Genomic DNA, 21,859 nt, shown 5'->3' on the forward strand with positions numbered 1-21,859 from the left:
GCGATCGCACCATGGGCCGCGGCGTCCTCGACCGCGGCGGGGTCGTCGTCGACCACCACCCGCACGCTCGGGCCTGCCGCGGCATCGACCAGGCGGGCGTCGCAGCGCGACCAGGCGCGGACCAGGTCGTCGGCGAGGCTGTCGGCATGGCCGCCGGCCACCTCGACGTGGACCTGGGTGCCGAGGGCGGTCACGGCGACGACGTGGCGAGGGCTGGCCGAGAGAGTCACGCGCGGGAGTCTAAGGTGCCCGCATGGACGAACTGCTCATCACGGTGGCACCGACGGGCGCCGAGACGGCGAAGGCCGACTGTCCGCAGCTCCCGACCACCCCGGAGGAGGTGGCTCGCACCGCGGCCGACTGCGAAGCAGCCGGTGCGGCGATGATCCACATCCATGTGCGCGACACCTCCCACCAGCCCACGCTCGACCAGGGACTGCTGCGCGAGTGGGTCGCCGCGGTGCGCGACTCGTCCTCCCTCGTCGTCCAGCTCTCCACCGGCGGCTCCGTCCACGACCCGCTCGACGAGCGGCTCAAGGTGCTCGACGCCGAGCCCGACTCGTGCTCGCTCACCATGGGCACGACCAACTTCGGCGACGACGTCTTCCTCAACCCGTGGCCCTTCGTGAAGGACCTCTACCAGCTCGCGCTCGAGCGCGGCGTGGCGCCGGAGTTCGAGCTCTTCGACCTCGGGCAGGTGCACGCGCTCGGCCGCCTCATCCGGCAGTACGGCGTTCCGGTCGGCGGCAAGGTGCACGTGGACTTCGTCATGGGCGTCCCCGGCGGCATGCCCGGCACCGCGCCCGCGCTCGTTGCCGGCGTGGCCGCCCTCCCGCCCGAGGTGACCTCGTGGTCGGCCACCGGCATCGGCCGCTCGACGCTGTCGGTGGCGATGGCCTCGCTGGCGATGGGCGGCCACCTGCGCGTGGGCATGGAGGACGTGCTCACCATCAGCCGCGGCGTGCCGGTCGAGTCGAACGCCCAGCTCGTCGAGCGCGCGGTCGAGCTGGGACGGATCGCGCAGCGTACGCCGATGAAGCCGGCGCAGTGCCGCGAGCTGCTCGGCCTGGCCTGATTCTTCCGGGCTGGGCCGGCCTGATTCAGCGTCGGCGGCGCTTGCCGCCCCCTGCCGTCACGGTCTCGTCCTCGAGCGGGGCGTAGCCGTAGCCGTAGCCGTAGCCGCTCGCCGACTTCTTGGCCGGCGCCTGGTTGACCACGACGCCCAGCGTGGTGGCGTCGACGGAGTCCAGGCGTTCGATGGCCGTCGACAGCTGGTCACGCGTCGTCCGCCCGTGGCTGACCACGACGACCGCACCGTCGGCTCGCGTGGCGAGCAGGGCTGCGTCGGTGACCGGCAGCAGCGGCGGCGCGTCGAGGATGACGACGTCGTAGCGCTGGCGCAGCTCGAGCAGCAGCATCTCCATCGCCTGCGACTGCAGGAGCTCCGAGGGGTTGGGCGGGATCTGGCCGCACACCATGACCTCGAGCGACGTGTCGGCGTACTGCTGCATGACGTCCTCGGCGCTGACCTTGCCGATGAGCACGCTGGTGGTGCCGATCGCGCCGTCGAGCTCGAGGCGGTCGGCGATGAGCGGACGGCGGAGGTCGCACTCGACCAGGGCGACCTTCTGGCCGGCCTGGGTGAGCGTGACCGCGAGGTTGACCGCGGTCGTGCTCTTGCCCTCGCCGGGCAGGGCGCTGGTGACGACGATGACCTTCTGGGCCTTGTCGATGTCGACGTACTGCATGTTGGTGCGCAGCACCCGGAACGCCTCGGCCCACGGGGTGGCGGTGAAGAGCACCTCACTGGGTGCCCGCTTGGCGTCGTTGTCCTGGAAGATGTTGCCGAGGACCGGGGCGGTCGTGATCTCGGCGATGTCGTCCGCGCCCTTGACACTCGTGTCGAGCAGCTCGCGCGCCACGGCCAGGCCGATGCCCAGCAGCAGCCCGAGGATGCCGGCGAGCGCGAGGTTGCGCAGCGGCTGCGGCGACACGGGAGAGCGGGCGACCTGGGCGTCGTCGATGAGGGTCGCCTTGACGACGGCCGCGGACTCGCCGCGGGGCGTCTCGAGCTCCTCCACGACGATCTGCAGCTGCTCGGCGTAGGCCTGCGCGATGTCGCGGGCGCGCTCCGCGTCGGCGTCCTGGGCCTCGATCTCGAGCAGCACCGTCTCCGGGACGGCCGAGGCGGTGACCTGCTCGCGCAGTTCCATCGCGTCGGCGTCGCCGAGCTCTCCGGCCACGCGCTCGGCGAGCTGGTTGCTCGTCACCAGGTCGGCGTAGGACGCCACGCGCTGGGTGGCGAACAGGTTGCCGGTGTAGGCGGAGTTCTCGTCGGTCTGGCTGGTCGAGACGAAGATCCGGGTGGTGGAGGCGTAGGTCGGAGTCACCGACCAGGTCCACACCGCGGCGACCGCCAGGACGACCAGGACACTCCCGAGAACCAGCCGCCACCGCCGTCGAACGGTGCGCCAGTAGTCCTGCAGCTCCACGCTTTTTCCTCTTCTTGTCAACGAAACTTTGACAAGAGTAAGCGCTGGGTCGCCCTCGCCCTTCATCCTCGCGGGCGGGTCGGAAGGGGGGCCCGCTCCTGGTCCGCCGCGCCCGCAACACGCCGTACGACGTCTCGTGACACGCCGCCCGTGACCTGCTTCAGGCCGCCCGGACGGCCCTACGGCCGGTCGACCTTCTTCATCCCCACGAGCCCGGGCTGGTAGTCCGGGTCCTCCATCTCGGCGATGGTCGGCGAGCCGAACATCGGCAGCCCCTGCTGCTTGCGCAGGAAGCCCCACACGATGGGCAGCACGACCAGCACGGCGACGCCGATGCCGGCGATGAGCATCGGGTGGGTCTCCTCGACGCCGAGGGGCGCCCAGCCGGACTTGTCGAGCAGCGCGACGCCGCTCATCGTGAGGACCACGACGATGCCGCGTCGGATGAAGGACTGCGGCACGCGGGGGGCGAGCATCGAGCCGAGGATGGTGCCAGGCACCGAGCCGATGACGAGGGGGATCAGGATCGTCCAGTCGATGCCATGCAGGGCGATGTTCGAGATCGCCGCGGCCAGGACGAGCGGGACTGCCTGCACGAGGTCGGTGCCGACGAGCCGCACGGCCGACAGGCCGGGGTAGAGCATCAGCAGCGCGATCATGATGACCGAGCCGGAGCCGACGCTGGTGATGCCGACGAGCAGGCCACCGAGCATGCCGACGAGCAGCGTCGGCACGATCCGGATGGCGGGGTTGTCGTCGTGGACGTGGGTGCCCGAGCGGACGCGGCGCAGGTTGACGTAGAGGCGCAGGGCGTAGGTCGCCGCCGCCAGCAGGAGCGCGAAACCGATGCTGATCACGAGCACCTGGTTGAGCTCTTCGGTGTCGTCGGTGAACCACGCGACCAGATGCGGCCCCAGCAGCGCCATCGGGATGGAGCCGATCATCAGCCACATCGCGAGCCGCATGTTGGGCGAGCCCTCGCGCTTGTGCACGATCGCGCCGCCGGTCTTGTAGACGGCGGCCGCCGTCAGGTCGGCGGTCACGACGGTGGCGGCCTCCCCGACGCCCAGGAACAGCAGTGCCGGCGTCATCAGGGCGCCACCGCCCATGCCGGTCAGGCCGACGACGATGCCGACGAGGAACCCGGCCGCCAGGATCGAGAGGGCGGTGACGGTCAGCAGGTCAGCCACCGGAGCCTCCTGGAGCGAGCCGAGGAACGATCACACCCAACATTCGCGACATTGTGTCTGCTGCCGTCGCCGCAGCCGATTCCCCGCGCCGGTAGGGGTCGGCGATGTCGTGCTCGCGGCGCGCCGCTGTACGACGTGCGCCGACCGCGGCGACCAGCTCCCGCCCGCGCAGGTCGGGGTGCTCCTCCACCGCGGCGRCGAACTGGCCGACGGTGAAGACCTTGCGGAGGTGCTGGGGGAACTCCTCCAGGATGAAGCTGCGGTGCGTGGCCTCCGCGGTCAGCACCAGGTCGGCCTCCGCGAGGAGCGGCCCGGTGACGCGGCGGCTCGCGAAGTCGGACGAGGTGTCCTCCACGAGAGTGGCGACCATGACGTCGTCCATCGCGTGGCTGTCGAAGCCGTGCGTGCCCGCGCTGGAGAACTCCACCCCGGAGCCGGGGCCGGACAGTCGGCGCGCGGTGAGCTCGAGGAAGGGCGAGCGGCAGATGTTGGCGGTGCAGACGAAGAGCACCCGGAGCGGCTCAGTCATCGGTGCCCCGCAGGTGGAGGTAGCCGGCCTCGTCGAGCGCGACCAGGACGTCGTCGAGCGCGTCCTCGATGGTGCGGCCGGTGGTGTCGACGCGCACGGCCGGGTCGACGGGCTCCTCGTAGGGCGAGGAGATGCCGGTGAACTCCGGGATCTCACCGGCGCGGGCCTTGGCGTAGAGGCCCTTGCGGTCGCGGCGCTCGCACTCCTCGAGCGGCGTGGCGACGTGGACGAGGAAGAACGCGCCCCCGGCGGCCTCGACCATCTCCTGCACCTGCTCGCGGGTCTCGGCGAACGGAGCGATCGGCGAGCACACCGCGACCCCGCCGTGGCGAGCGATCTCCGCGGCGACCCAGCCGATGCGCCGGATGTTGGTCTCGCGGTCGGCCTTGCTGAAGGTCAGGCCCGCGGACAGGTGACGTCGTACGACGTCGCCGTCGAGGCTGGTCACCGTGCGCCCGCCCTGCTCGAGCAGCAGGTCCATCAGCGCGCGGGCGAGCGTCGACTTGCCGCTCCCGGACAGGCCGGTGAAGAAGAGCACGAGGCCCTGCTCCTCGGGCTCCGGCTGGTCAGCCTCGACGATGGCGGCGATCGACTGCGGCAGCTGGTCTCGTGACGGGCGCGGGGCGCCCTCCTCGACCAACGGGGCCGGGCCCCCCAGGGCGTGGACCGGGTCACCGCCGGCGTAGGTCTCGACCACCTGGGTGCCGAGGGCGTGGTCGGCGTCGGCGTCACCGTGGGCCGGGAGCGGGATGGCCACGACGGACGCGTCGTCGAGCAGGTCGGCGGCCGCCAGCGTGGCGCGCACCAGCGCGACGGGGGACAGCGACGAGGTGCCGGTGCCCATCAGGGCGAGGAGCACGACCCGGCCAAGCCCGCGCAGCTCCTCGAGGTCGGCCTCGGTGAGCGCGTCGACGACGGGGACGAAGGTGGCGCCGGCGTGCTGCTCGCGAGCCTGGGCGGGGGTGAGGTGCAACCGGCGGAAGGGGCCGTACTGCGCGTGGGTGAGCGGCTCCAGCGAGCCGTCGGCGGCGACCCGGGCCAGCGGCAGGCCCTCGGGGTCGACGAGCTCGGCCTCGGTGGCTCCGTCGGGCAGGTCGAGGGTGACGACGCTGCCGTCCTCGTTGAATCGGGAGAGCGGGGCGTAGGCGCCGGAGACCAGGAGCTCCAGGTCGTCGAGCTCGGTCGGCGTCGGGCAGTGCTGGATCACCCGCGCATCCTCTCAGAACTGCGGTGAGTAGCCTGCCGCCATGTCTGTCGCTGGGTCTGTTGCTGTGTCTGTCGGTCTCCCCGTCGTCGCCGAGATCGTCCGCTCCGGCTTCGTCGAGGGTCACCACTACGGCTCCGTGGTGGCCCTGGCTGCCGACGGGTCGGTCGACTGGTCGGTCGGCGAGGTCGCGGCCCCGGTGCTGCCGCGCTCGAGCAACAAGCCGATCCAGGCCCTCGCGATGGTCGAGCTCGGCCTCGACCTGCCCGACGACCTGCTCGCCCTGGCGTGCGCCTCGCACTCCGGCGAGCCGTTCCACGTGGAGGGCGTACGCCGCACGCTGGCGTCCGCCGGCCTCGACGAGTCCGCGCTCCAGACGCCCGCCGACTACCCCCTCGACGACGACGCCCGCGAGGCCGTCGTACGGGCCGGGGGTGCGAAGGCGCCGGTCCTGATGAACTGCTCCGGCAAGCACGCGGCGATGCTCGCGACGTGCGTGCTGCGGGGCTGGGACACCGCCACCTACCTCGACCCCGCCCACCCGCTCCAAGTCGCGATCGCCGACACCTTCGCCCGGCTCACGGGGGAGCCGATCGACGCGGTGGCCGTCGACGGGTGCGGTGCGCCGCTGCTGTCCACGTCACTCACCGGGCTGGCGCGGGCGTTCGCGTCCCTCGCCACCTCGACCGACGGTCCGCAGCGCCGCGTCGCCGACGCGATCCGCCGCCACCCGGAGCACGTCAGCGGCACGACCCGCGACGAGCTCGCCCTGCACCGGGCCGTCCCCGGGCTGATCGGCAAGGCCGGCGCCGAGTCCTGCTACGCCGTCGCGCTCCCCGACGGGCGGGCCTGGGCGCTCAAGACCGACGACGGGGCTGCGCGCGTACGCCCGGTGCTGATGGCCGAGGCGCTGCGCCGCTCGGGTGTGCTCGACGAGGACGGCGTGGACGCCGAGGCGGTCCGCTCAACGGGGCGGTTCGAGCTCCTCGGCGGAGGACTGCCGGTCGGGGAGATCCGCGCGGCCTTCTGAGGCGCGTCCGACGCCCGACGCGACGAGCCCCCACCCGAGCAGGGCGCCGACCAGGGTGCCGAGGGTGTTGGCGACCACGTCCGAGTGCGTCGCCGCCCGGGTGTCCAGCACCAGTGCTTGCGCCACCTCGACGACGAACGACGCCGCGAAGCCGACGGCCGTCCAGTCGCGCCACGTGGGCCGCGGCCACAGCATCGTCCCCAGCAGGCTGAGCGGGACGAAGGCCGCGACGTTGAGCGTGAACTCGACGCGCCTCGGCGAGACGAGCCCCGACGGGAGGCCCGTGCGTCCGAGTCCGTCGGCGATCGTGAAGATCAGCCAGTCCGGGCCCGCGGTCGAGGGTGCCAGCAGGACCGCCACCAGCAGCACGGCCCAGGCCACCAGGGCGGCGGCCAGCGCCGTACGGACGCGGGGACGCAGGGGGCGGGCGGACACGGATGGATCCTAGGTCGATGCCTCAGCGCGGGAGTAGTGCAAGCCGCTTTGCTAGCGCGGGGAATCTTCATTGGTTGAGGCGTTGTGAGACGACTCACCTCGGGAACGGTTGTGTTTTGCTAACTGGTGTTAGCACAATGGAGACATGGCCAAGGACAAGATGACCCCGGCCAGGGCGAGCTCGAAGAAGGCGTCGAAGGCGGCTTCCAAGACCGGCAGCAAGACGAGCAAGGCGGTCGTCGGCTCGCTCGGCACGCTGGGGGACTACCTCAAGGAGCAGCGCCTCGGCGCGCAGCTCTCCCTTCGACAGCTCGCCGACCAGGTCGGAGTGAGCAACCCCTACCTCAGCCAGATCGAGCGCGGTCTGCGCAAGCCCTCGGCCGAGGTGCTCCAACAGCTGGCCCGCGCCCTGCGCGTGAGCGCGGAGCAGCTCTACGTCCGCGCCGGCATCGTCCACCCCGACCCCGGGCAGCCCGGGTCGGTGGAGCTCGCCATCCTCGCCGACGCCGCGCTCACCGAGCGGCAGAAGCACTCGCTGCTCGACGTGTACGCCTCGTTCCTCGCGCTCAACGAGCGCGACGCGGCGCCGGCCCTACCCGTCGAGTCCGTCGAGCCCGCCGACGAGCTCTAGCCACAGACCACCAGAACAACTGTCAGCACCATCCCCCATTGAAGGAGAACCCCATGGCCACCACCAAGCGCGACCTCAAGACCGAAGCCCTCAAGCCCGTCCTCGCCGGCGTCGGCGTCACCGACCTGGCTGTGGAGGCCGTCCGTGAGGCCGTGGCCGACGTGCAGAAGCGCGTCGCCGCCGTGCAGAAGGACGTCACCACCCGCGTGACCGACGTCCAGAAGACCGCGACCGACCCGAAGGCGCTGCGCAAGCAGGCCCAGGCCCGCCGCGCCGCCATCGAGGCCCGCGTCGCCGAGCTGCAGACCGAGGCCCGGGCGTACCCCGCCAAGGTCACGACCCAGGTCTCCACCTTGGTCGACGACAACGTCTCCGCCGCCAACGCCACCTACGCCGACCTGGTCAAGCGCGGCGAGTCCCTCGTGGGCCGCATCCGCCGCCAGGAGTCGACCAAGGCCACCGTGACCTCCGCCAAGACCACCGTGACGAAGGCGAAGACCACCGCGACCCAGGCCAAGAAGGCCGCCGAGGCCACCACCGCCGCCGCCGACAAGACGGCCGCCACCAAGGTCGCCCCCAAGCCGAAGCCGACTGCCAAGAAGGCCACCCGGAAGGCCGCGGGCAAGAAGGCCGCCGCGACCACCGCCCGCAAGACCGCTGCGAAGAAGACCGCCACCGCGCAGAGCAGCGCCAAGGCCACCGCCAGCGCCGCCACCGCCACCGCGACCAACGCGGTCAAGGCCCTTGCCGACGCCACCGAGAAGGTCGGCGACTGAAGAGCACCAGCCGATGAGCAGCAGCTGATGCTGTTCTGAGCAGGGCCGAGGGCCCCCGTCCACCAGAGCGGGGGCCCTCTGTCGTTGCCCGCCTTTGCCGGGCATGGACAACTGTGGGCAACTCCGCTCCAATGGGAGGGGCGGCAGCGGTGAGTTCTCGACCCGCCGCGGGAGGCCGCGGAGGCTGGCCATGGATGTCACGAGCGCGAAGATCGTGGAGCTGCGGGTCCACGGCGTCAGCGGGACGCCGCCCGAGGAGATGCTCGAGACGCACCATGCCCGCCAGGAGGCCGGCGACGAGTACTCGCGGTTCTTCGTCGCGGTCGACTGCTTCGGCGACAAGCCGCCCGACCCCGTCGAGGACGGGACGGGCCCGCACACGCGGTCGACCAGGCTCGAGGGCTTCCACTGGGGCCGCTACACCTCGGGCAACTGGCGCCAGGCGCTGTGGCTGGCGCTGGTCCCGTTCGGCATGGTCAACGCCGCGCAGTTCATGCTCAGCCCGCCCTCGACGTGGCGCGAGCGGTTCTTCCACACCGTCGTCGGCGGGGCGCTGCGGCTGCTCGCCCTCGGGCTGACGGCGACGTTCGCCCTGGCCGCGTCGTCCATCAGCATCGACCTGGTCGCCCGCCAACGGCTGGCCACGACCCGGCTCGGCCAGGCGCTCGGGGAGGGCACGCTCCTGGCGGCGGGCGCGCTGGTCGCGGCCGGCGGCGTGCTGGTGCTCTACCGACTGGGCCGACGCAACACGACCGTGCGCCAGCCGCCCGACGCCGCCGACACCCTGGGCCGCTCGCTGGGCGAGTCGTCCGGCCTGACCCGGGAGAACTTCTACGCCGGCGACCCCGATGCCACCAGCCTCGGACGCCTCCACCTCGCAGGCGGCTGGGCGACGGTGGCCCTCGTCGGCAGCCTCACTGACGGCGACGCGCAGCTGGGCACCAGCCTGAGCTCGTTCGTGTACGCCGCCAGCGCGGGGCTGCTGGCCGCCCTCGCCGTGCTGGTGGCGGTGCTCGGCGACCCCGAGCACAGCGCTCCCCGGTCGTGGGAGCGCGACTCGGTGCTGGAGAGCTGGAACCGGGTCCTCCAGCGACCGGCGGTGGGCCTGACGGCCGCGTCCCTCGCGCTGGCGGTCCTGCTCTCGTCGGTGGTGATGCTGCTCCTGCGCGGGGTGAACCCCGACAACCCGCTCGCAGCCGTGGACGAGGTGTCCAACACGCTCGTGGTGGTCCTGACGGGCACGCTGATCGTCCTCTTCGCCGCCTCCGCGGGTCTGGCGCACGCCACCCGGCGCCTCGACGCGGAGGTGCCCCGACCCTTCCGCCGCTACGCCGCAGGGATGGCGGCGCCGGTCGTCGCCGCGCTCGGCGGGTTCCTCGCCGTCGGCTACTCGGCGGCGCTGCTGCTGGCCAGCGCCGAGCTGCTGGTCGACGACGCGGCGCTGCCCAAGCTGGTCGAGGGCGTCACCTTCACCTGGGGCGTCTCCGTGCTGCTCATGGTGGCCGTCGGCCTCGTGCTCGGGTTCCGCACGTGGACGGACCGCGACTGGCGTACCGAACGGGTGCGGCGCAGCTTCGGCCTCGTCTACGGGTCCTCGTCACGCGACGGGACGGGCGACGGGGCGGGCGACGGGGCGGGCGAGGGGTCCGAGGCGCCGACGTGGCTCACGGACGAGCGGGTACGCCGGATCGCGACGGCCAGCGCCGTCGCGCGGGTCAAGCTCGGGCTTCCCGTCGTGCTCGTCTGCTTCTCGTTCCTCGGCATGGCGCTCGCGGTGCTGCTCGCCATCGACCTCATGACCGGCGTGGGCGCACCGCGCGACGGACTCCCCGACGACTGGGTGGAGGTGATCTCCCGGCTCGGCGCCCTGACGCTGATCGCCCTGGCCGGCCTGCTCATGACCACCGCACGTCAGTCCCTGCGGGCCCGTGACCGGCAGCGGGTCGTCAACGTGGTGTGGGACGTGGTGTCGTTCTGGCCGCGGTCGGTGCACCCGTTCGTACCGCCGCCGTACTCGCAGTTCGCGGTGCAGTCGCTGCGCGACCGGATCCGGCACCACCTCGGCACCTGCACCGAGGCGGAGCCGTCGACCACCGAGGTCGCCGACGCGGTCGTCGTGGAGGCGCACAGCCAGGGCAGCTTCATCTCGGTCGCCGCGCTGCTGTGGCTGAACCCGCAGGAGCTCGCGCGCGTCGGCTTCCTCACCTTCGGCTCCCAGCTGCAGGTGATCTTCCCGCGCGCGTTCCCGGCGTACACGAGCTACCACGTGCTCACGTGCCTCGACCGCGCGCTCGGAGGTCGCTGGATCAACCTCTTCCGCGACACCGACCCCATCGCGGGCCCGGTGCTCAGCTGGGCGCACACCGGTGAGGAGACGCAGCAGGTGCTGCGCTCGCGCCGGCTGGGCCCGCCGGCGAGCACGGAGGATCCGTGGCCGCTCGTGCCCGACCTCCTGCCCGCCGTCCGCAGCGGGCGACGCGAGTGCGGACGCGACTGGCGGCTGCTCGACCCCAGCCCGCCGGACCGCGAGCTGCACGCCGAGCCCCTCACCTCGATGATGCAGCACAGCCACTTCGCCCTGTCCCCGGACTGGGACGACGCCGTCGAGTGGCTGGCCGCCCGGACCCTGGGCACGACGTGGGGCACCCCGACGGTGCCGACCCCGCGCGAGGACGTACGTCAGGAGTCGGCCTCAGCGACCGCCGACACGACCGACGACGCGGGCGACATGATGGGACCAGTCGACTACCAGGCGCACGACTGAGCCGCGCGGTGCAGGGCCGTCCACACCGGGTCGAGCGCTGCGGCGGTCTCGTGCGCCTCGCGCCCCAGCCTCCGCCACAGCCGGTCCCCGCGGTCCAACCGGAACGGGGACGGACTGCCCGGGGGTGGCTGGTGGCAGGTGCCGACCGCCAGGACGCTGTCCAGCACCCGGTGGGGCGCCAGGTGGTCCGAGCGCAGCTCCTCGACGAGCAGCGGACGGGCTTCGCGGGTGATCGTCGTCCGTGACACGAGGGAGCCGGGTTGCTCGCCGTACCGGCCCAGCACGAGGGTCTCCCGGGCCAGCAGCGTGGCCGCCTCGTCCAGCTGGACGGACGTCGTCCGGGTGACGTGAGAGCCGCCCGACGACACCCAGGGCAGCGCGTCGAGCACCAGCCGCGACCCGACCCCGATCCGGGCGGTGAACGACCACGACGCAGACCCGCCGCGCATGTCGTACGCCACGGTGCCGCTCGTCTCCTGCACGTGGAGCGTGAGCCCGTCCCCGACGTCGCACTCCACCTCCACGGCGTCCCCCGCCAGCAGCAGCGCGCGGGTGGGCACCAGCGCCACCCGGGCCACTCCGTGTTCCGCCGAGAGCGTGACGACACGGAAGGGACCGCCGCGAGCGGTCACCCGGACGCGGGCGTCGCTCGTGCGGGCGACGGTGAAGGAGCAGGCGTCAGTGCGCGTGGACGTGGTCGCCATGGTCGTGCCGGCTCCCCTCGGCATGGACGTGCGGCGCCATCGGACCGGGGTCGGCCGGGACCAGGTCGCCGGTCCGCTGCCGGGCCACCATGGCCCGCACCCAGTCCAGGAGCCGGGTGACCGAGTCGGGGTCGTGCCTGGAGAGGGCGACGACCGGCCGGTCGTCGCGGGCCGCAAGGGCGTCCGAGCGCATCAGGTCGACGTCCACCCCGACGTGGGGAGCGAGGTCGGTCTTGTTGACGACCAGCAGGTCGGCACGCTCGATGCCCGGTCCGCCCTTGCGGGCCACGTCACCACCCCCGGCGACATCGATCACGAACACCTGGACGTCGACGAGGGCGGGTGAGAACGTCGCGGTGAGGTTGTCCCCACCTGACTCCACCAGCACCAGGTCCAACGGCCCGTGCTCGGCGACGAGGTCCTCGACGGCCAGCAGGTTGGCGGTGATGTCGTCACGGATGGCGGTGTGCGGACATGCTCCGGTCTCGACCGCGACGATCCTCGCGGGGTCCAGCACGCCCGCGGCCCGGATCATCCGGGCGTCCTCGTCGGTGTAGATGTCGTTGGTGACGACCCCGATCTCCAGCTCGTCTCCGAGGTGGGCGCAGAGCAGCATGATCAGGGAGGACTTGCCGGTGCCGACGGGGCCGCAGACGCCCAGCCGGAGCTCGCGGGGACTTTCAGGCACGGAACAACCTCCTGGTGGTGACGGCGTGGTCCTCGGCGAGCTGCTCGATCCACGGTGATGCGGTGGCGGGGATGTCGGTGGGTGACTCGAGGTGCGCGACCTGCGAGACCAGGACCGCCAGCCGCGGCAGCGCCGCCACGACCCAGCCGGTGGCGACGGCCGGGTCGAGCGGCCGCAGCTTGAGGGCCGCCGACGCGACGGTCTGCAGGTCGTCGTACCCGATCACCTCGGCCACGTCCGTCGCGGCGAGCCCGGTGACGTGCGCGACGGCGCCGAGCACCATCGGCCGGGGCAGCCCGGTCAACACCGGCGGCAGGTCCCACAGGACGTCAGCCAGGCGCAGCAGCCCGCGGCCCAGCTCGCGCGAGGTGTCGCGCATCGCGGCACTGGCCGTGCGGGCGGCCCAGGCGTCGTGCACCGCGTCGAGACCCTCGCCCCGGCGCAGGTGGGCCAGGGTCACCACGGCGGTGGCGGCCTCGGTCCGCGTCACCGTCGCGAGACGCAGGGCGAGGTAGGCCGGAATGTCGACGGGTCCGGCGGCGAGCGCGGGCTCGAGGCTCCCGGACTGGGTGTGGCCGGCGACGGGCAGCCGCGCGTCGGCGAGGAGCAGGGCGAGGGCGCTCATCAGAACATCGAGTAGAGCTGCGCCAGGGGCAGCGTGGTCGCGGGCGACGGCTCGACCAGCTCGCCCTCGACGGTGATGGCGAACGTCTCGGGGTCGATGTCGATGGCGGGCAGGGCGTCGTTGTTGACCATGTCGGCCTTGCCGACGTCCCGGGTTGGCGTCACCGCCGCGAGCCGTCGACGGAGCCCCAGCGCCGACGCGAGCCCGGCCTCGAGGGCCGCGGGCGCCACGAAGGTCACCGCGTGGTCGGCACCGTCCGCCCCCACCAGCGTCGGCCTCATCAGCACCGGCTGGGGTGTCGGGATCGACGCGTTGGGGTCGCCCAGCGCGCCCCACACCAGCGCCCCTGCCTTGATGACCGCCTGGGGCCGGATCCCGAAGAACCGCGGGTCCCAGAGCACCAGGTCGGCCAGCTTGCCCGGCTCGACCGACCCGACCTCGTGGGCGATCCCGTGTGCGACGGCCGGGTTGATCGTGTACTTCGCGACGTAGCGTCGGGCACGGACGTTGTCGGCGGGACCCCCCACGGAGCCGAGGCGGGCCTTCATGACGTGCGCGACCTGCCACGTGCGGCAGATGACCTCTCCGATCCGTCCCATCGCCTGCGCGTCGGAGGACGTGATCGAGAGCGCGCCGAGGTCGTGCAGCAGGTCCTCGGCCGCGATCGTCGTCGCCCGGATCCGCGACTCGGCGAACGCGAGGTCCTCGGGCACCCGGGGGTTGAGGTGGTGGCACACCATGAGCATGTCGAGGTGCTCGGCGACGGTGTTGACGGTGTGCGGGAGCGTCGGGTTGGTGGAGCCGGGGATGACGTGCGGGTGCGACGCGACCTTGAGGATGTCGGGGGCGTGCCCGCCCCCGGCGCCCTCGGCATGGAAGGCGTGGATGGAGCGGCCGCCGATCGCCGACAGCGTCGACTCGAGGTAGCCGGCCTCGTTGAGGCTGTCGGAGTGCAGCGCCACCTGGAGGCCGAACTCGTCCGCCGCACGCAGGGCGGCGTCGATCGCCGCGGGCGTCGCACCCCAGTCCTCGTGCACCTTGTACGCCGCCGCGCCGGCCAGTGCCTGCTCGGCCAGGCCCTCCGCCGACACCGTGTTGCCCTTGCCCATCAGCAGGACGTTGACGGGGAGCTCGTCCAGCGCTCGGTGGACGGCCCGGAGGTGCCAGGCTCCCGGGGTGACCGTGGTCGCCTTCGAACCCTCGGAGGGGCCGGTGCCACCGCCGCCGATCGTGGTCGTCCCGGTCGCGAGCGCCTCCACGACCTGCGAGCGCGACAGCAGGTGGACGTGGACGTCGATCGCCCCCGCGGTGAGGATCTTGCCCTCGCCGGAGATGACGTCGGTGCCGGGACCGATGACGAGGTCCGGGTGCACGCCGTCGGCGATGTCGGGGTTGCCGGCGCGCCCGAGCGCGACGATGCGACCCTCGCGCAGGCCCACGTCGGCGCGGACGACGCCCCAGTGGTCGAGCACGACCGCATTGGTGATGACCGTGTCGAGCGCACCCCCGGAGCGTGGGACCGCCGACTGCGCCATCGACTCGCGGATCGACTTGCCCCCGCCGAAGACCGCCTCCTCGCCACCGAAGGTCAGGTCGTCCTCGACCTCGATCCACAGGTCGGTGTCACCGAGGCGGACCTGGTCGCCGGTAGTCGGCCCGTAGATCGCGGCGTACGCCTCGCGGCTGATCTCAACCATCGGCCCGCACCTGGATCCCGGGCACCACGCGCCGGCCCCGCAGCGCGACGATCGCCACCGACCGCGACGCACCTGGCTCGAAGCGCTGGGACGTGCCGGACGGGACGTCGAGCCGGAACCCCTCTGCCGCGTCCCGGTCGAAGTCCAGGGCCGCGTTGACCAGCGGGAGGTGAACGTGGGAACCGATCTGCACCGGCCGGTCGCCGGTGTTGGTGATGACGACGGTACGCCGCTCGTCGGGGGTCCGGTCCGCGTTGAGGACGTGGGTACCCGGTGCGCACCGGATCGCCCCGGGGCCCTCGGTGTGGGTGGCCATGGCTCGCCTCTCAGCCGATCGGGTCGTGGAGGGTGACGAGCTTGCGGCCGTCAGGGAAGGTCGCCTCGACCTGCACCTCGGTCAGCATCGGCACCACGTCGGGCATCACCTGGACCGAGGTGAGCACCTCTCGGCCGGTCGACATCAGCTCGGCGACCGATGCGCCTTCGCGGGCGCGCTCGATCACCCAGGTGCTGAGCAGCGCGACGGACTCCGGGTAGTTGAGGCGGACGCCGCGGGCCAGCCGGTCGCGGGCGACCATGCCGGCCACGGCGAGCAGCAGCTTCTCGGTGTCGGAGGGGGTCAGGTGCACCCACGCAACGTAGGCAGCCGCTGTTTCGGGCACGTGACGTCACCGTCACGTCTCGCTACGTCGACTACCCTCGTGGCGTGAACATCTACGCGTTCCAGAGCACCCTCATGCTGGTGGTGCTCGTCGTGCTGCTCGCGGTCAAGGGATTCGCGTTCATCAACTCGCTGACCTACTCGGCCGAGGCCTACGAGGCGGCCGGCAAGCTCACCAAGCAGGCGTGGTGCGCGATCACGGGCCTCGGTTTCGCCGCCCAGCTGATCCTCATCGGCTCCTCGCCCCTCGGGCTGATCCACCTCGTCTTCACCATCGCCTCGCTCGTCTACATCGCCGACGTCCGCCCCGCGCTCGCCGAGGTCACCTCACGCCGCTGACCCCTTCGCTGGTCGAGGAAGGACGTAGTCCTGTCACGAGACCTCTGAGCACGGACGGGGTCTCGTGACGGTCGCGGGGGCGACCTCCTCGACCAGCGGGGGTGCTGGGCTGACTTCTCCGTCGGTCGAGGAAGGACGTAGTCCTGTCAAGAGACCTCTGAGCAYGGACGGGGTCTCGTGACGGTCGCGGGGCGACCTCCTCGACCAGCGGGGGTGCTGGGCTGACTCCTCCGTTGGTCGAGGAAGGACGTCGTCCTGTCACGAGACCATCTGGCCACGGACGGGGTCTCGTGACGGTCGCGGGGCGACCTCCTCGACCAGCGGGGTGCGGTCATCCACAGATCCGCAGCAACCACTGGCTGGCACGCCACCGCAGGGGTCACGCTCGGCGGATGCCCTACGTCTACATCCTTCGCTGCTCCGACGACAGCTTCTACGTCGGCAGCACGTGGGAGATCGAGCGACGCGTTTTCGAGCACAACGAGGGAGTCGGGGCGGCGTACACCCGTCGGCGGCGGCCGGTGGAGCTCGTCTGGACCGGTGAGTGCGACCGGATTGCCGACGCGTTCGCGATGGAGAAGCGGATCCAGGGCTGGTCCCGCGCGAAGCGCCAGGCGCTGATCGACGACCGGACCGATGAGCTCGGGATGCTCTCGAGCCGCAGCTGGGAGGCCCTCAGGGCGCGCGGGAAGGGCTCTACTTCTTGAGATCTGGTTTCGTGACGGTCGCTGCGCGACCTCCTCAACCAGCGGGGGAGTCCACGACCTCCTCAACCAGCGGGGGAGGCGGGCGTCAGCCCGCCAGGTAGCGGTCGAGGGCGGCCGTCGCGTCCTCGGGCTCGAACCCGGTGGCGCGGAGCTTCTCCAGCGACATCGCGGAGTTGAGCGGACGCGGGGCGAACGGGTTGCCCTGCGCCAGCACCCCCTCGGCGTACGACGCGGTGCTCGTGCCCGACACGTCGTCGGCGCTGCGGCCGGAGCGTTCGAAGACCGCCTGCGCGATCTCGCGCCACGACATGGCGGGGCCGCCGTTGGACACGTGGTAGGTGCCGAACGCGGCGTCGCTGTCGAGCAGGTGGCGGGTGGCCCGGACCAGCTCGTCGGTGAAGGTGAGCCGGCCGACCTGGTCGTCGACGACGCTGGGGGAGACGCCCTTCTCGGCGAGCGACTGCATGGTGCGGACGAAGTTCTTGCCCTCGCCGATGACCCACGAGGTGCGCAGGACGTAGTGGCGCGGGGCCAGCGAGACGGCGACGTCTCCGGCAGCCTTGGTCTGCGCGTAGACGCCGAGCGGTGAGAGCGGCTCGTCCTCGGTGTGGCCGGGCTCGAGGGGCGCGGTGCCGTCGAAGACGTAGTCCGAGGAGAAGTGGACGAGGGTGAACCCGTGCTGGCGGGCGAGGCCGGCAAGGGTGGCGGGGCCGGTGGCGTTGGCCGCCCAGGCGGCGACCCGCCCCTCGGGGGTCTCCGCCGCGTCGACGGCGGTGTACGCCGCGGCGTTGAGCACGACGGCGTACTCGTGCCACGGCCAGGAAGCGACGGCCTCGGCGTCGGTGACGTCGAGCTCCGCGCGGGTGACCGAGTCGCAGCCCGGGAAGGCGTCCGCGAGGGCGAGGCCGAGCTGGCCGCCGCCGCCGAGGACGAGCGTCCTCTTGGCGGGGATCGCCGTCGACGGGTCGAGGCCGGGGTTGTTCTGGTCCTTCTCGCTGATGATGGCCTCGCTCAGCGGGATCGGCCAGTCGATCGCGACCGTGGGGTCGTCGAGGGAGAGGGCGGGGTAGGCGATGCCGGGGCGCCAGTGCGCGTTGACCAGGTAGGTGTAGGCGGTCGCGTCCTCCAGCACCTGGTAGCTGTTGCCCACGCCGCGCGGCACGAAGACCGCGACCGAGGTGTCCATGTCGAGGGTGAACGTCGCGCCGAAGCTGTCGCCCTCACGCATGTCGACCCAGGCGCCGAAGATCCGGCCCGTGGCCAGCGAGACGAACTTGTCCCACGGCTCGGTGTGGATGCCGCGCGTCACGCCGCGGTCGGCGTTGAAGGAGACGTTGTTCTGGACCGGCCCGAAGTCGGGCAGGCCGATCGCGAGCATCTTCTCGCGCTGCCAGTTCTCCTTGAAGAACCCGCGGGCGTCGTCGCGGCGGTCGAGCCGTACGACGACGAGGCCCGGGATCGGCGTCGTCTCGAGGGAGGGGAGGGTCACTGGCCCTTCTCCGCGTACTTCGCCTCCGTCGCGTCCTTGTGGGGACGCCACCAGTCCTCGTGGTTCTGGTACCACTCGACGGTGTTGGCCAGGCCCGCCTCGAAGTCCTGGAACTGCGGCTGCCAGCCCAGCTCCTGGCGCAGCTTGCCCGACTCGATCGCGTAGCGCATGTCGTGGCCGGCGCGGTCGTTGACGTGGTCGAAGTCCTCCTCCGACCTGCCCATCAGCTTGAGGATCAGGCGGACGACCTCGAGGTTGTTCTTCTCGCCGTCGGCACCGATGAGGTAGGTCTCGCCGATGCTGCCCTTCTCGAGGATCGTGAGCACGGCCGAGGAGTGGTCGTCGGCGTGGATCCAGTCGCGGACGTTCTCGCCCGAGCCGTAGAGCTTGGGGCGCACGCCGTCGATGACGTTGGTGATCTGGCGCGGGATGAACTTCTCGATGTGCTGCCAGGGCCCGTAGTTGTTCGAGCAGTTCGACACCGTCGCCCGCACGCCGAAGCTGCGGACCCACGCACGCACCAGGTGGTCGGAGCCGGCCTTGGAGGCGGAGTAGGGGGAGGACGGGTTGTAGGGGGTGTCCTCGGTGAAGCGCTTGGGGTCGTCGAGCTCGAGGTCGCCGTAGACCTCGTCGGTCGAGACGTGGTGCAGGCGCTTGTCGTGCTTCCGCACCGCCTCGAGGATCGTGTAGGTCCCGAGGATGTTGGTCTTGATGAACGGGCTCGGGTCGTTGAGCGAGTTGTCGTTGTGCGACTCGGCCGCGTAGTGGACGACCGCGTCGTGGGCCGCCACCAGCGGGTCGACGACGTCCTCGTCGGCGATGTCGCCGACCACCAGCTGCACGCGGTCCTCGGGCAGACCTGCGAGGGATTCCTTCGAGGCGGCGTAGGTCAGCTTGTCGAGCACCGTGATCGTCAGGTCGGTGTGGTCGACGAGGTGGTGCACGAAGTTCGACCCGATGAACCCCGCGCCCCCGGTCACAAGAAGGCGTTCCATGCCGCGGAGTCTAGGGGCGAGCGACGATCTCGAACGACTCGGCCACCTCGAGCGCGTCGGTGGTGTACGTCGCCACGCGACCGCCGCGCGTCGACCAGCCGTCGGGCAGGCCGGTGCCGGACGGGCCGTCCTCGACGGCGTAGCCGCGCGGGAAGCTGACCCGGACCCGGACGTCCTGCGGGTCGACCATGCCCTGCGGGTCGAGCGCCAGCCGGTAGGCGAGCCCGTCGCCGTCGCGCACCGCGGCGGCAGGGACGTCGTACGTCACCGCGAGGGTGTGGCGGGCCTGCGGCGCGAACTCGATCTCGGGGCGGATGAAGTAGCGGCCGAAGAAGTTGCGAGGCGACGTCTCGACGGGCTCGCCGTCGACCTCGACGGAGTCGAAGGTGGCGCCGGTGGGGAGGAACGGTGCGACGCTGAGCGTGTTCCAGCGGGTGAAGTAGCCCTGCCGCGGGTCGGGCACCGGCTGGACGTAGGCCGGTGAGTCGTTGTGGACCTCGACCTCCATCCGCACGCGCGCGCTGCCGTCCTCGCGCACCGCGACGTCGGTGCTGACGGTGCGGCGCTGCCAGTAGTCGGACTTGCTGGGCACCTTGTTCTGCGTGAAGACGCCGATGTAGTCGTGCTCGGTGTCGGAGAGCCGGCCGGTGAGGCCGAGGCCGTCGAAGGCCGCCTGCTCGTCGGGGCTGCGGAAGTAGAGGGCGAAGCGTCGCTCGTCGGCGGCCTCGCCCAGCACGCGGCCGGTGCCGACCGGGTCGTTGCCGGAGAGCAGTCGCTCGACGAAGACCGGGGCGAGTGCGCGGTTGACCGCCTTGCGCGCGGCGGGGTCGGGGTAGTCGTCGTAGCTGCCGATGAGCTTCTCGACCAGGTTGTCGCCGGTCAGGGTGCCGAGGGTGGGCACCTCGATCGGACCGGAGACCTCGAGCAGCTTGGACAGCGCGACCACGTCGATCACCACCACGCCGGCGAGCCGGCGGCCACGCAGGCTGCGCCAGGCGTTGGCCAGCTCGTTGCCCGAGACCTCCCAGTCGGGGGCCATGGTCGCCAGCGCCGGCTTCATCTGCCCGCGGTGGAGCGGGTTGCCGCTGACCTTCTTCCAGTAGCGGGGCTGGGCCGCGCCGGGGGCGGTCGACAGGTCGACCGTCTCGCCCATCGACAGGCGGCCCCGGTCGAGGTCGACCGGCACGAACGTCTGCGGGGTGCCGCCGGAGTAGAGCATCTCGGCGGGGTTGAGCAGCGCCACGAGGTACTGCCGGCTGGCGTCGCGCCCGAGGACCTTGGGCAGCTGGTCGAGCAGCGGGTCGATCGTCTCGAGGCCGTCGGCCAGCGGGTCCACCTCGCCCTGCGCCTGGTCGCGCGCCTCGGCGAGCCGATCGCCGACCACGACACGGGAGTCGGCGACGTCGGCGAGCTCGGCCTGCGCGTCGGCCAGTCGCGTCGACACCCCGCGCAGGTCGTCGATCACGTCCTCCAGCACGTCGATGTCGACGTTGCCGTTGTTGACCAGGGTCGACTCCTCGCCGCGCACCTGCGGCAGGATGCGTACGCCGGTCTCCGCCACGGCGACGAGCTGGTCGAGGGCGTTGCCGAGGCGTCGTACGTCGCGCACCGGGCCGCCGGCGACCGGCACCCAGCTCCACACGTCGCCGCCGATGCCCTGGACCGAGCCCTGCAGGTCGTCGGTCTCCGAGCGGGCGCGCTCCACGGCCGCGACCGCGGCGTCGGTGTCACCGGCGTCCAGCGCGTCCTTGGCGGCGGTGAGCTCGGCCCGCGCGTCCTCGGCATGGCCCGGGGCCGAGAGGAACGGGATGGCCAGCAGGACCAGGACGACCAGCAGCAGGAGAAGCCCGCCGATGACGGTCGCCGGCCGGATCAGCCGTCGCGGCGCGGCGCGACGGGTGGATGGCATGCGCACATGGTGCCAAAGGGGTGAGGACCCACGAGAATCCCGGACGCACCCCCTAGGGTTCACCCATGCGCGGAATCATCCTGGCCGGTGGTACCGGCTCGCGACTGCACCCGATCACCCAGGGCATCAGCAAGCAGCTGGTGCCGGTCTACGACAAGCCGATGATCTACTACCCGCTCTCCACGCTGATGCTGGCGGGGATCCGGGACGTCCTGATCATCACGACGCCCCACGAGGCCGACGGCTTCCACCGTCTGCTCGGCGACGGCTCGCAGTTCGGCATCAACCTGACCTTCGCGGTGCAGCCGAGCCCCGACGGCCTCGCGCAGGCCTTCATCATCGGCGCCGACCACATCGGCTCCGAGCGGTCCGCCCTGGTCCTCGGCGACAACATCTTCTACGGCTCCGGCCTCGGCCAGCAGCTGCTGCGCTTCTCCGAGCTCGACGGCGCCGCGGTCTTCGGCTACCACGTCGCCGACCCCCGCGCCTACGGCGTGGTGGAGTTCGACGACCAGGGCCGGGCGCTGTCGCTGGAGGAGAAGCCGGAGCACCCGAAGAGCGACTTCGCGGTGCCGGGCCTCTACTTCTACGACAACGACGTGGTGGAGTACGCCGCCGAGCTGGCGCCGTCCGCGCGCGGCGAGCTGGAGATCACCGACCTCAACCGGCGCTACCTCGAGGAGGGTCGTCTCCACGTCGAGGTGCTCCCGCGTGGCACCGCGTGGCTCGACACCGGCACCTTCGACTCGCTGAACGACGCCTCCAACTTCGTCCGCACCATCGAGGGCCGCCAGGGCTTCAAGGTCGGCGCGCCCGAGGAGGTCGCCTGGCGGATGGGCTTCCTCTCCGACGACGAGCTCGTCGCCCGCGCAGAGCCGCTGCGCAAGAGCGGCTACGGCGAGTACCTGCTCGGCCTCCTCAAGCACGGCTGACCGCGTTTGGGCGGGTCCCCGGCGGGGGAGGGTCAGGAGTAGCGGAGAGCACCCCAGCCGCA

23 protein-coding genes are annotated in these 21,859 nt (G+C 71.9%); 8 read left to right on the forward strand and 15 right to left on the reverse strand.

The genetic code is table 11. The annotated features are described in order from the left end of the window. On the reverse strand, positions 1-230 hold a 230-nt coding region (locus tag AC1DP1_RS17660), incomplete at its 3' end, for a hypothetical protein (protein WP_477507938.1). Positions 231-253: 23 nt separating this feature from the next. On the opposite strand from AC1DP1_RS17660, the gene AC1DP1_RS17665 reads away from it, so the two are divergent. Next, entirely contained in the window at positions 254-1,075 is an 822-nt protein-coding gene (locus tag AC1DP1_RS17665) for a beta-keto acid cleavage family enzyme (RefSeq protein WP_477507939.1), read from the forward strand. Positions 1,076-1,100: 25 nt separating this feature from the next. Here AC1DP1_RS17665 and AC1DP1_RS17670 read toward each other — a convergent pair whose 3' ends face one another. The 4 genes from AC1DP1_RS17670 to cysC all read right to left on the reverse strand — a co-directional run bounded on the left by AC1DP1_RS17670 (position 1,101) and on the right by cysC (position 5,418). Next, positions 1,101-2,492 (reverse strand): tyrosine-protein kinase domain-containing protein, encoded by a 1,392-nt coding sequence (locus AC1DP1_RS17670; RefSeq protein ID WP_477507940.1) that lies wholly within the window; start codon positions 2,490-2,492, stop codon positions 1,101-1,103. A gap of 179 nt (positions 2,493-2,671) precedes the next feature. Beyond that, the gene (locus AC1DP1_RS17675; protein WP_477507941.1) at positions 2,672-3,682 is read right to left on the reverse strand and encodes a sulfite exporter TauE/SafE family protein; all 1,011 of its coding nucleotides are present in this window, start codon (positions 3,680-3,682) and stop codon (positions 2,672-2,674) included. Beyond that, positions 3,675-4,211, reverse strand: coding sequence for an arsenate reductase/protein-tyrosine-phosphatase family protein (locus tag AC1DP1_RS17680; protein ID WP_477507942.1), 537 nt, complete (start codon positions 4,209-4,211; stop codon positions 3,675-3,677). Before AC1DP1_RS17680 ends, AC1DP1_RS17675 begins: the two co-directional genes overlap by 8 nt. Further along, positions 4,204-5,418: an adenylyl-sulfate kinase gene (cysC, locus tag AC1DP1_RS17685; RefSeq protein WP_477507943.1), complete on the reverse strand. Its 1,215-nt coding sequence runs from the start codon at positions 5,416-5,418 to the stop codon at positions 4,204-4,206. Before cysC ends, AC1DP1_RS17680 begins: the two co-directional genes overlap by 8 nt. A 40-nt stretch (positions 5,419-5,458) precedes the next feature. Between cysC and AC1DP1_RS17690 the strand changes: the two genes are divergently transcribed. Further along, positions 5,459-6,445, forward strand: coding sequence for an asparaginase (locus AC1DP1_RS17690; RefSeq protein ID WP_477507944.1), 987 nt, complete (start codon positions 5,459-5,461; stop codon positions 6,443-6,445). Here the strand turns inward: AC1DP1_RS17690 and AC1DP1_RS17695 are convergent. Continuing rightward, positions 6,380-6,880, reverse strand: coding sequence for a VanZ family protein (locus AC1DP1_RS17695; protein WP_477507945.1), 501 nt, complete (start codon positions 6,878-6,880; stop codon positions 6,380-6,382). The two genes, AC1DP1_RS17690 and AC1DP1_RS17695, sit on opposite strands and share 66 nt — an antisense overlap. A gap of 145 nt (positions 6,881-7,025) precedes the next feature. Between AC1DP1_RS17695 and AC1DP1_RS17700 the strand changes: the two genes are divergently transcribed. From AC1DP1_RS17700 to AC1DP1_RS17710, 3 genes are all read left to right on the forward strand, one after another. Beyond that, entirely contained in the window at positions 7,026-7,511 is a 486-nt protein-coding gene (locus AC1DP1_RS17700; protein ID WP_477507946.1) for a helix-turn-helix domain-containing protein, read from the forward strand. Positions 7,512-7,564: 53 nt separating this feature from the next. After that, positions 7,565-8,287, forward strand: coding sequence for a hypothetical protein (locus AC1DP1_RS17705; protein WP_477507947.1), 723 nt, complete (start codon positions 7,565-7,567; stop codon positions 8,285-8,287). Positions 8,288-8,477: 190 nt separating this feature from the next. Continuing rightward, positions 8,478-11,051: a hypothetical protein gene (locus AC1DP1_RS17710; protein WP_477507948.1), complete on the forward strand. Its 2,574-nt coding sequence runs from the start codon at positions 8,478-8,480 to the stop codon at positions 11,049-11,051. Here AC1DP1_RS17710 and AC1DP1_RS17715 read toward each other — a convergent pair. The 6 genes from AC1DP1_RS17715 to AC1DP1_RS17740 are packed head-to-tail and all read right to left on the reverse strand — an operon-like array spanning position 11,033 to position 15,394. Then, a complete protein-coding gene (locus AC1DP1_RS17715) occupies positions 11,033-11,755 on the reverse strand; it encodes an urease accessory protein UreD (protein WP_477507949.1) in 723 nt (240 codons plus the stop codon). The two genes, AC1DP1_RS17710 and AC1DP1_RS17715, sit on opposite strands and share 19 nt — an antisense overlap. Continuing rightward, positions 11,730-12,443, reverse strand: a complete 714-nt coding sequence (gene ureG / locus AC1DP1_RS17720; RefSeq protein WP_477507950.1) for an urease accessory protein UreG — start codon at positions 12,441-12,443, stop codon at positions 11,730-11,732. Before ureG ends, AC1DP1_RS17715 begins: the two co-directional genes overlap by 26 nt. Next, complete coding sequence (locus tag AC1DP1_RS17725; RefSeq protein WP_477507951.1) at positions 12,436-13,068, reverse strand: urease accessory protein UreF; 633 nt, start codon at positions 13,066-13,068, stop codon at positions 12,436-12,438. Before AC1DP1_RS17725 ends, ureG begins: the two co-directional genes overlap by 8 nt. Beyond that, the gene (locus AC1DP1_RS17730; protein ID WP_477507952.1) at positions 13,068-14,765 is read right to left on the reverse strand and encodes an urease subunit alpha; all 1,698 of its coding nucleotides are present in this window, start codon (positions 14,763-14,765) and stop codon (positions 13,068-13,070) included. Before AC1DP1_RS17730 ends, AC1DP1_RS17725 begins: the two co-directional genes overlap by 1 nt. Further along, positions 14,758-15,081 carry an urease subunit beta gene (gene ureB, locus AC1DP1_RS17735; RefSeq protein WP_477507953.1) on the reverse strand — a complete coding sequence of 108 codons (324 nt, stop codon included), beginning with the start codon at positions 15,079-15,081 and terminating at the stop codon, positions 14,758-14,760. Before ureB ends, AC1DP1_RS17730 begins: the two co-directional genes overlap by 8 nt. A 10-nt stretch (positions 15,082-15,091) precedes the next feature. Further along, positions 15,092-15,394 carry an urease subunit gamma gene (locus AC1DP1_RS17740; RefSeq protein ID WP_457190876.1) on the reverse strand — a complete coding sequence of 101 codons (303 nt, stop codon included), beginning with the start codon at positions 15,392-15,394 and terminating at the stop codon, positions 15,092-15,094. 77 nt (positions 15,395-15,471) lie between these two features. On the opposite strand from AC1DP1_RS17740, the gene AC1DP1_RS17745 reads away from it, so the two are divergent. Both AC1DP1_RS17745 and AC1DP1_RS17750 read left to right on the forward strand, forming a co-directional pair. Further along, on the forward strand, positions 15,472-15,765 hold the full coding sequence (locus AC1DP1_RS17745; RefSeq protein WP_191193302.1) for a DUF2516 family protein: 294 nt from the start codon (positions 15,472-15,474) through the stop codon (positions 15,763-15,765). Positions 15,766-16,157: 392 nt separating this feature from the next. Then, on the forward strand, positions 16,158-16,472 hold the full coding sequence (locus tag AC1DP1_RS17750) for a GIY-YIG nuclease family protein (protein ID WP_477507954.1): 315 nt from the start codon (positions 16,158-16,160) through the stop codon (positions 16,470-16,472). Between the two features lie 85 nt (positions 16,473-16,557). Here the strand turns inward: AC1DP1_RS17750 and AC1DP1_RS17755 are convergent, their stop codons facing one another. Genes AC1DP1_RS17755 through AC1DP1_RS17765 form a run of 3 tightly spaced genes read right to left on the reverse strand, consistent with a single transcriptional unit; the run spans position 16,558 to position 20,865 of the window. Beyond that, positions 16,558-17,961, reverse strand: a complete 1,404-nt coding sequence (locus tag AC1DP1_RS17755) for a sugar nucleotide-binding protein (RefSeq protein WP_477507955.1) — start codon at positions 17,959-17,961, stop codon at positions 16,558-16,560. Then, positions 17,958-18,956 (reverse strand): dTDP-glucose 4,6-dehydratase, encoded by a 999-nt coding sequence (gene rfbB / locus AC1DP1_RS17760; RefSeq protein WP_477507956.1) that lies wholly within the window; start codon positions 18,954-18,956, stop codon positions 17,958-17,960. Before rfbB ends, AC1DP1_RS17755 begins: the two co-directional genes overlap by 4 nt. Positions 18,957-18,966: 10 nt before the next feature. Continuing rightward, positions 18,967-20,865: a DUF4012 domain-containing protein gene (locus tag AC1DP1_RS17765; RefSeq protein ID WP_477507957.1), complete on the reverse strand. Its 1,899-nt coding sequence runs from the start codon at positions 20,863-20,865 to the stop codon at positions 18,967-18,969. A gap of 65 nt (positions 20,866-20,930) precedes the next feature. On the opposite strand from AC1DP1_RS17765, the gene rfbA reads away from it, so the two are divergent. Beyond that, positions 20,931-21,797: a glucose-1-phosphate thymidylyltransferase RfbA gene (gene rfbA, locus AC1DP1_RS17770; protein ID WP_300047305.1), complete on the forward strand. Its 867-nt coding sequence runs from the start codon at positions 20,931-20,933 to the stop codon at positions 21,795-21,797. Positions 21,798-21,859: the final 62 nt, after the last annotated feature.

Source organism: Nocardioides sp. P4_G10 (assembly GCF_056401175.1).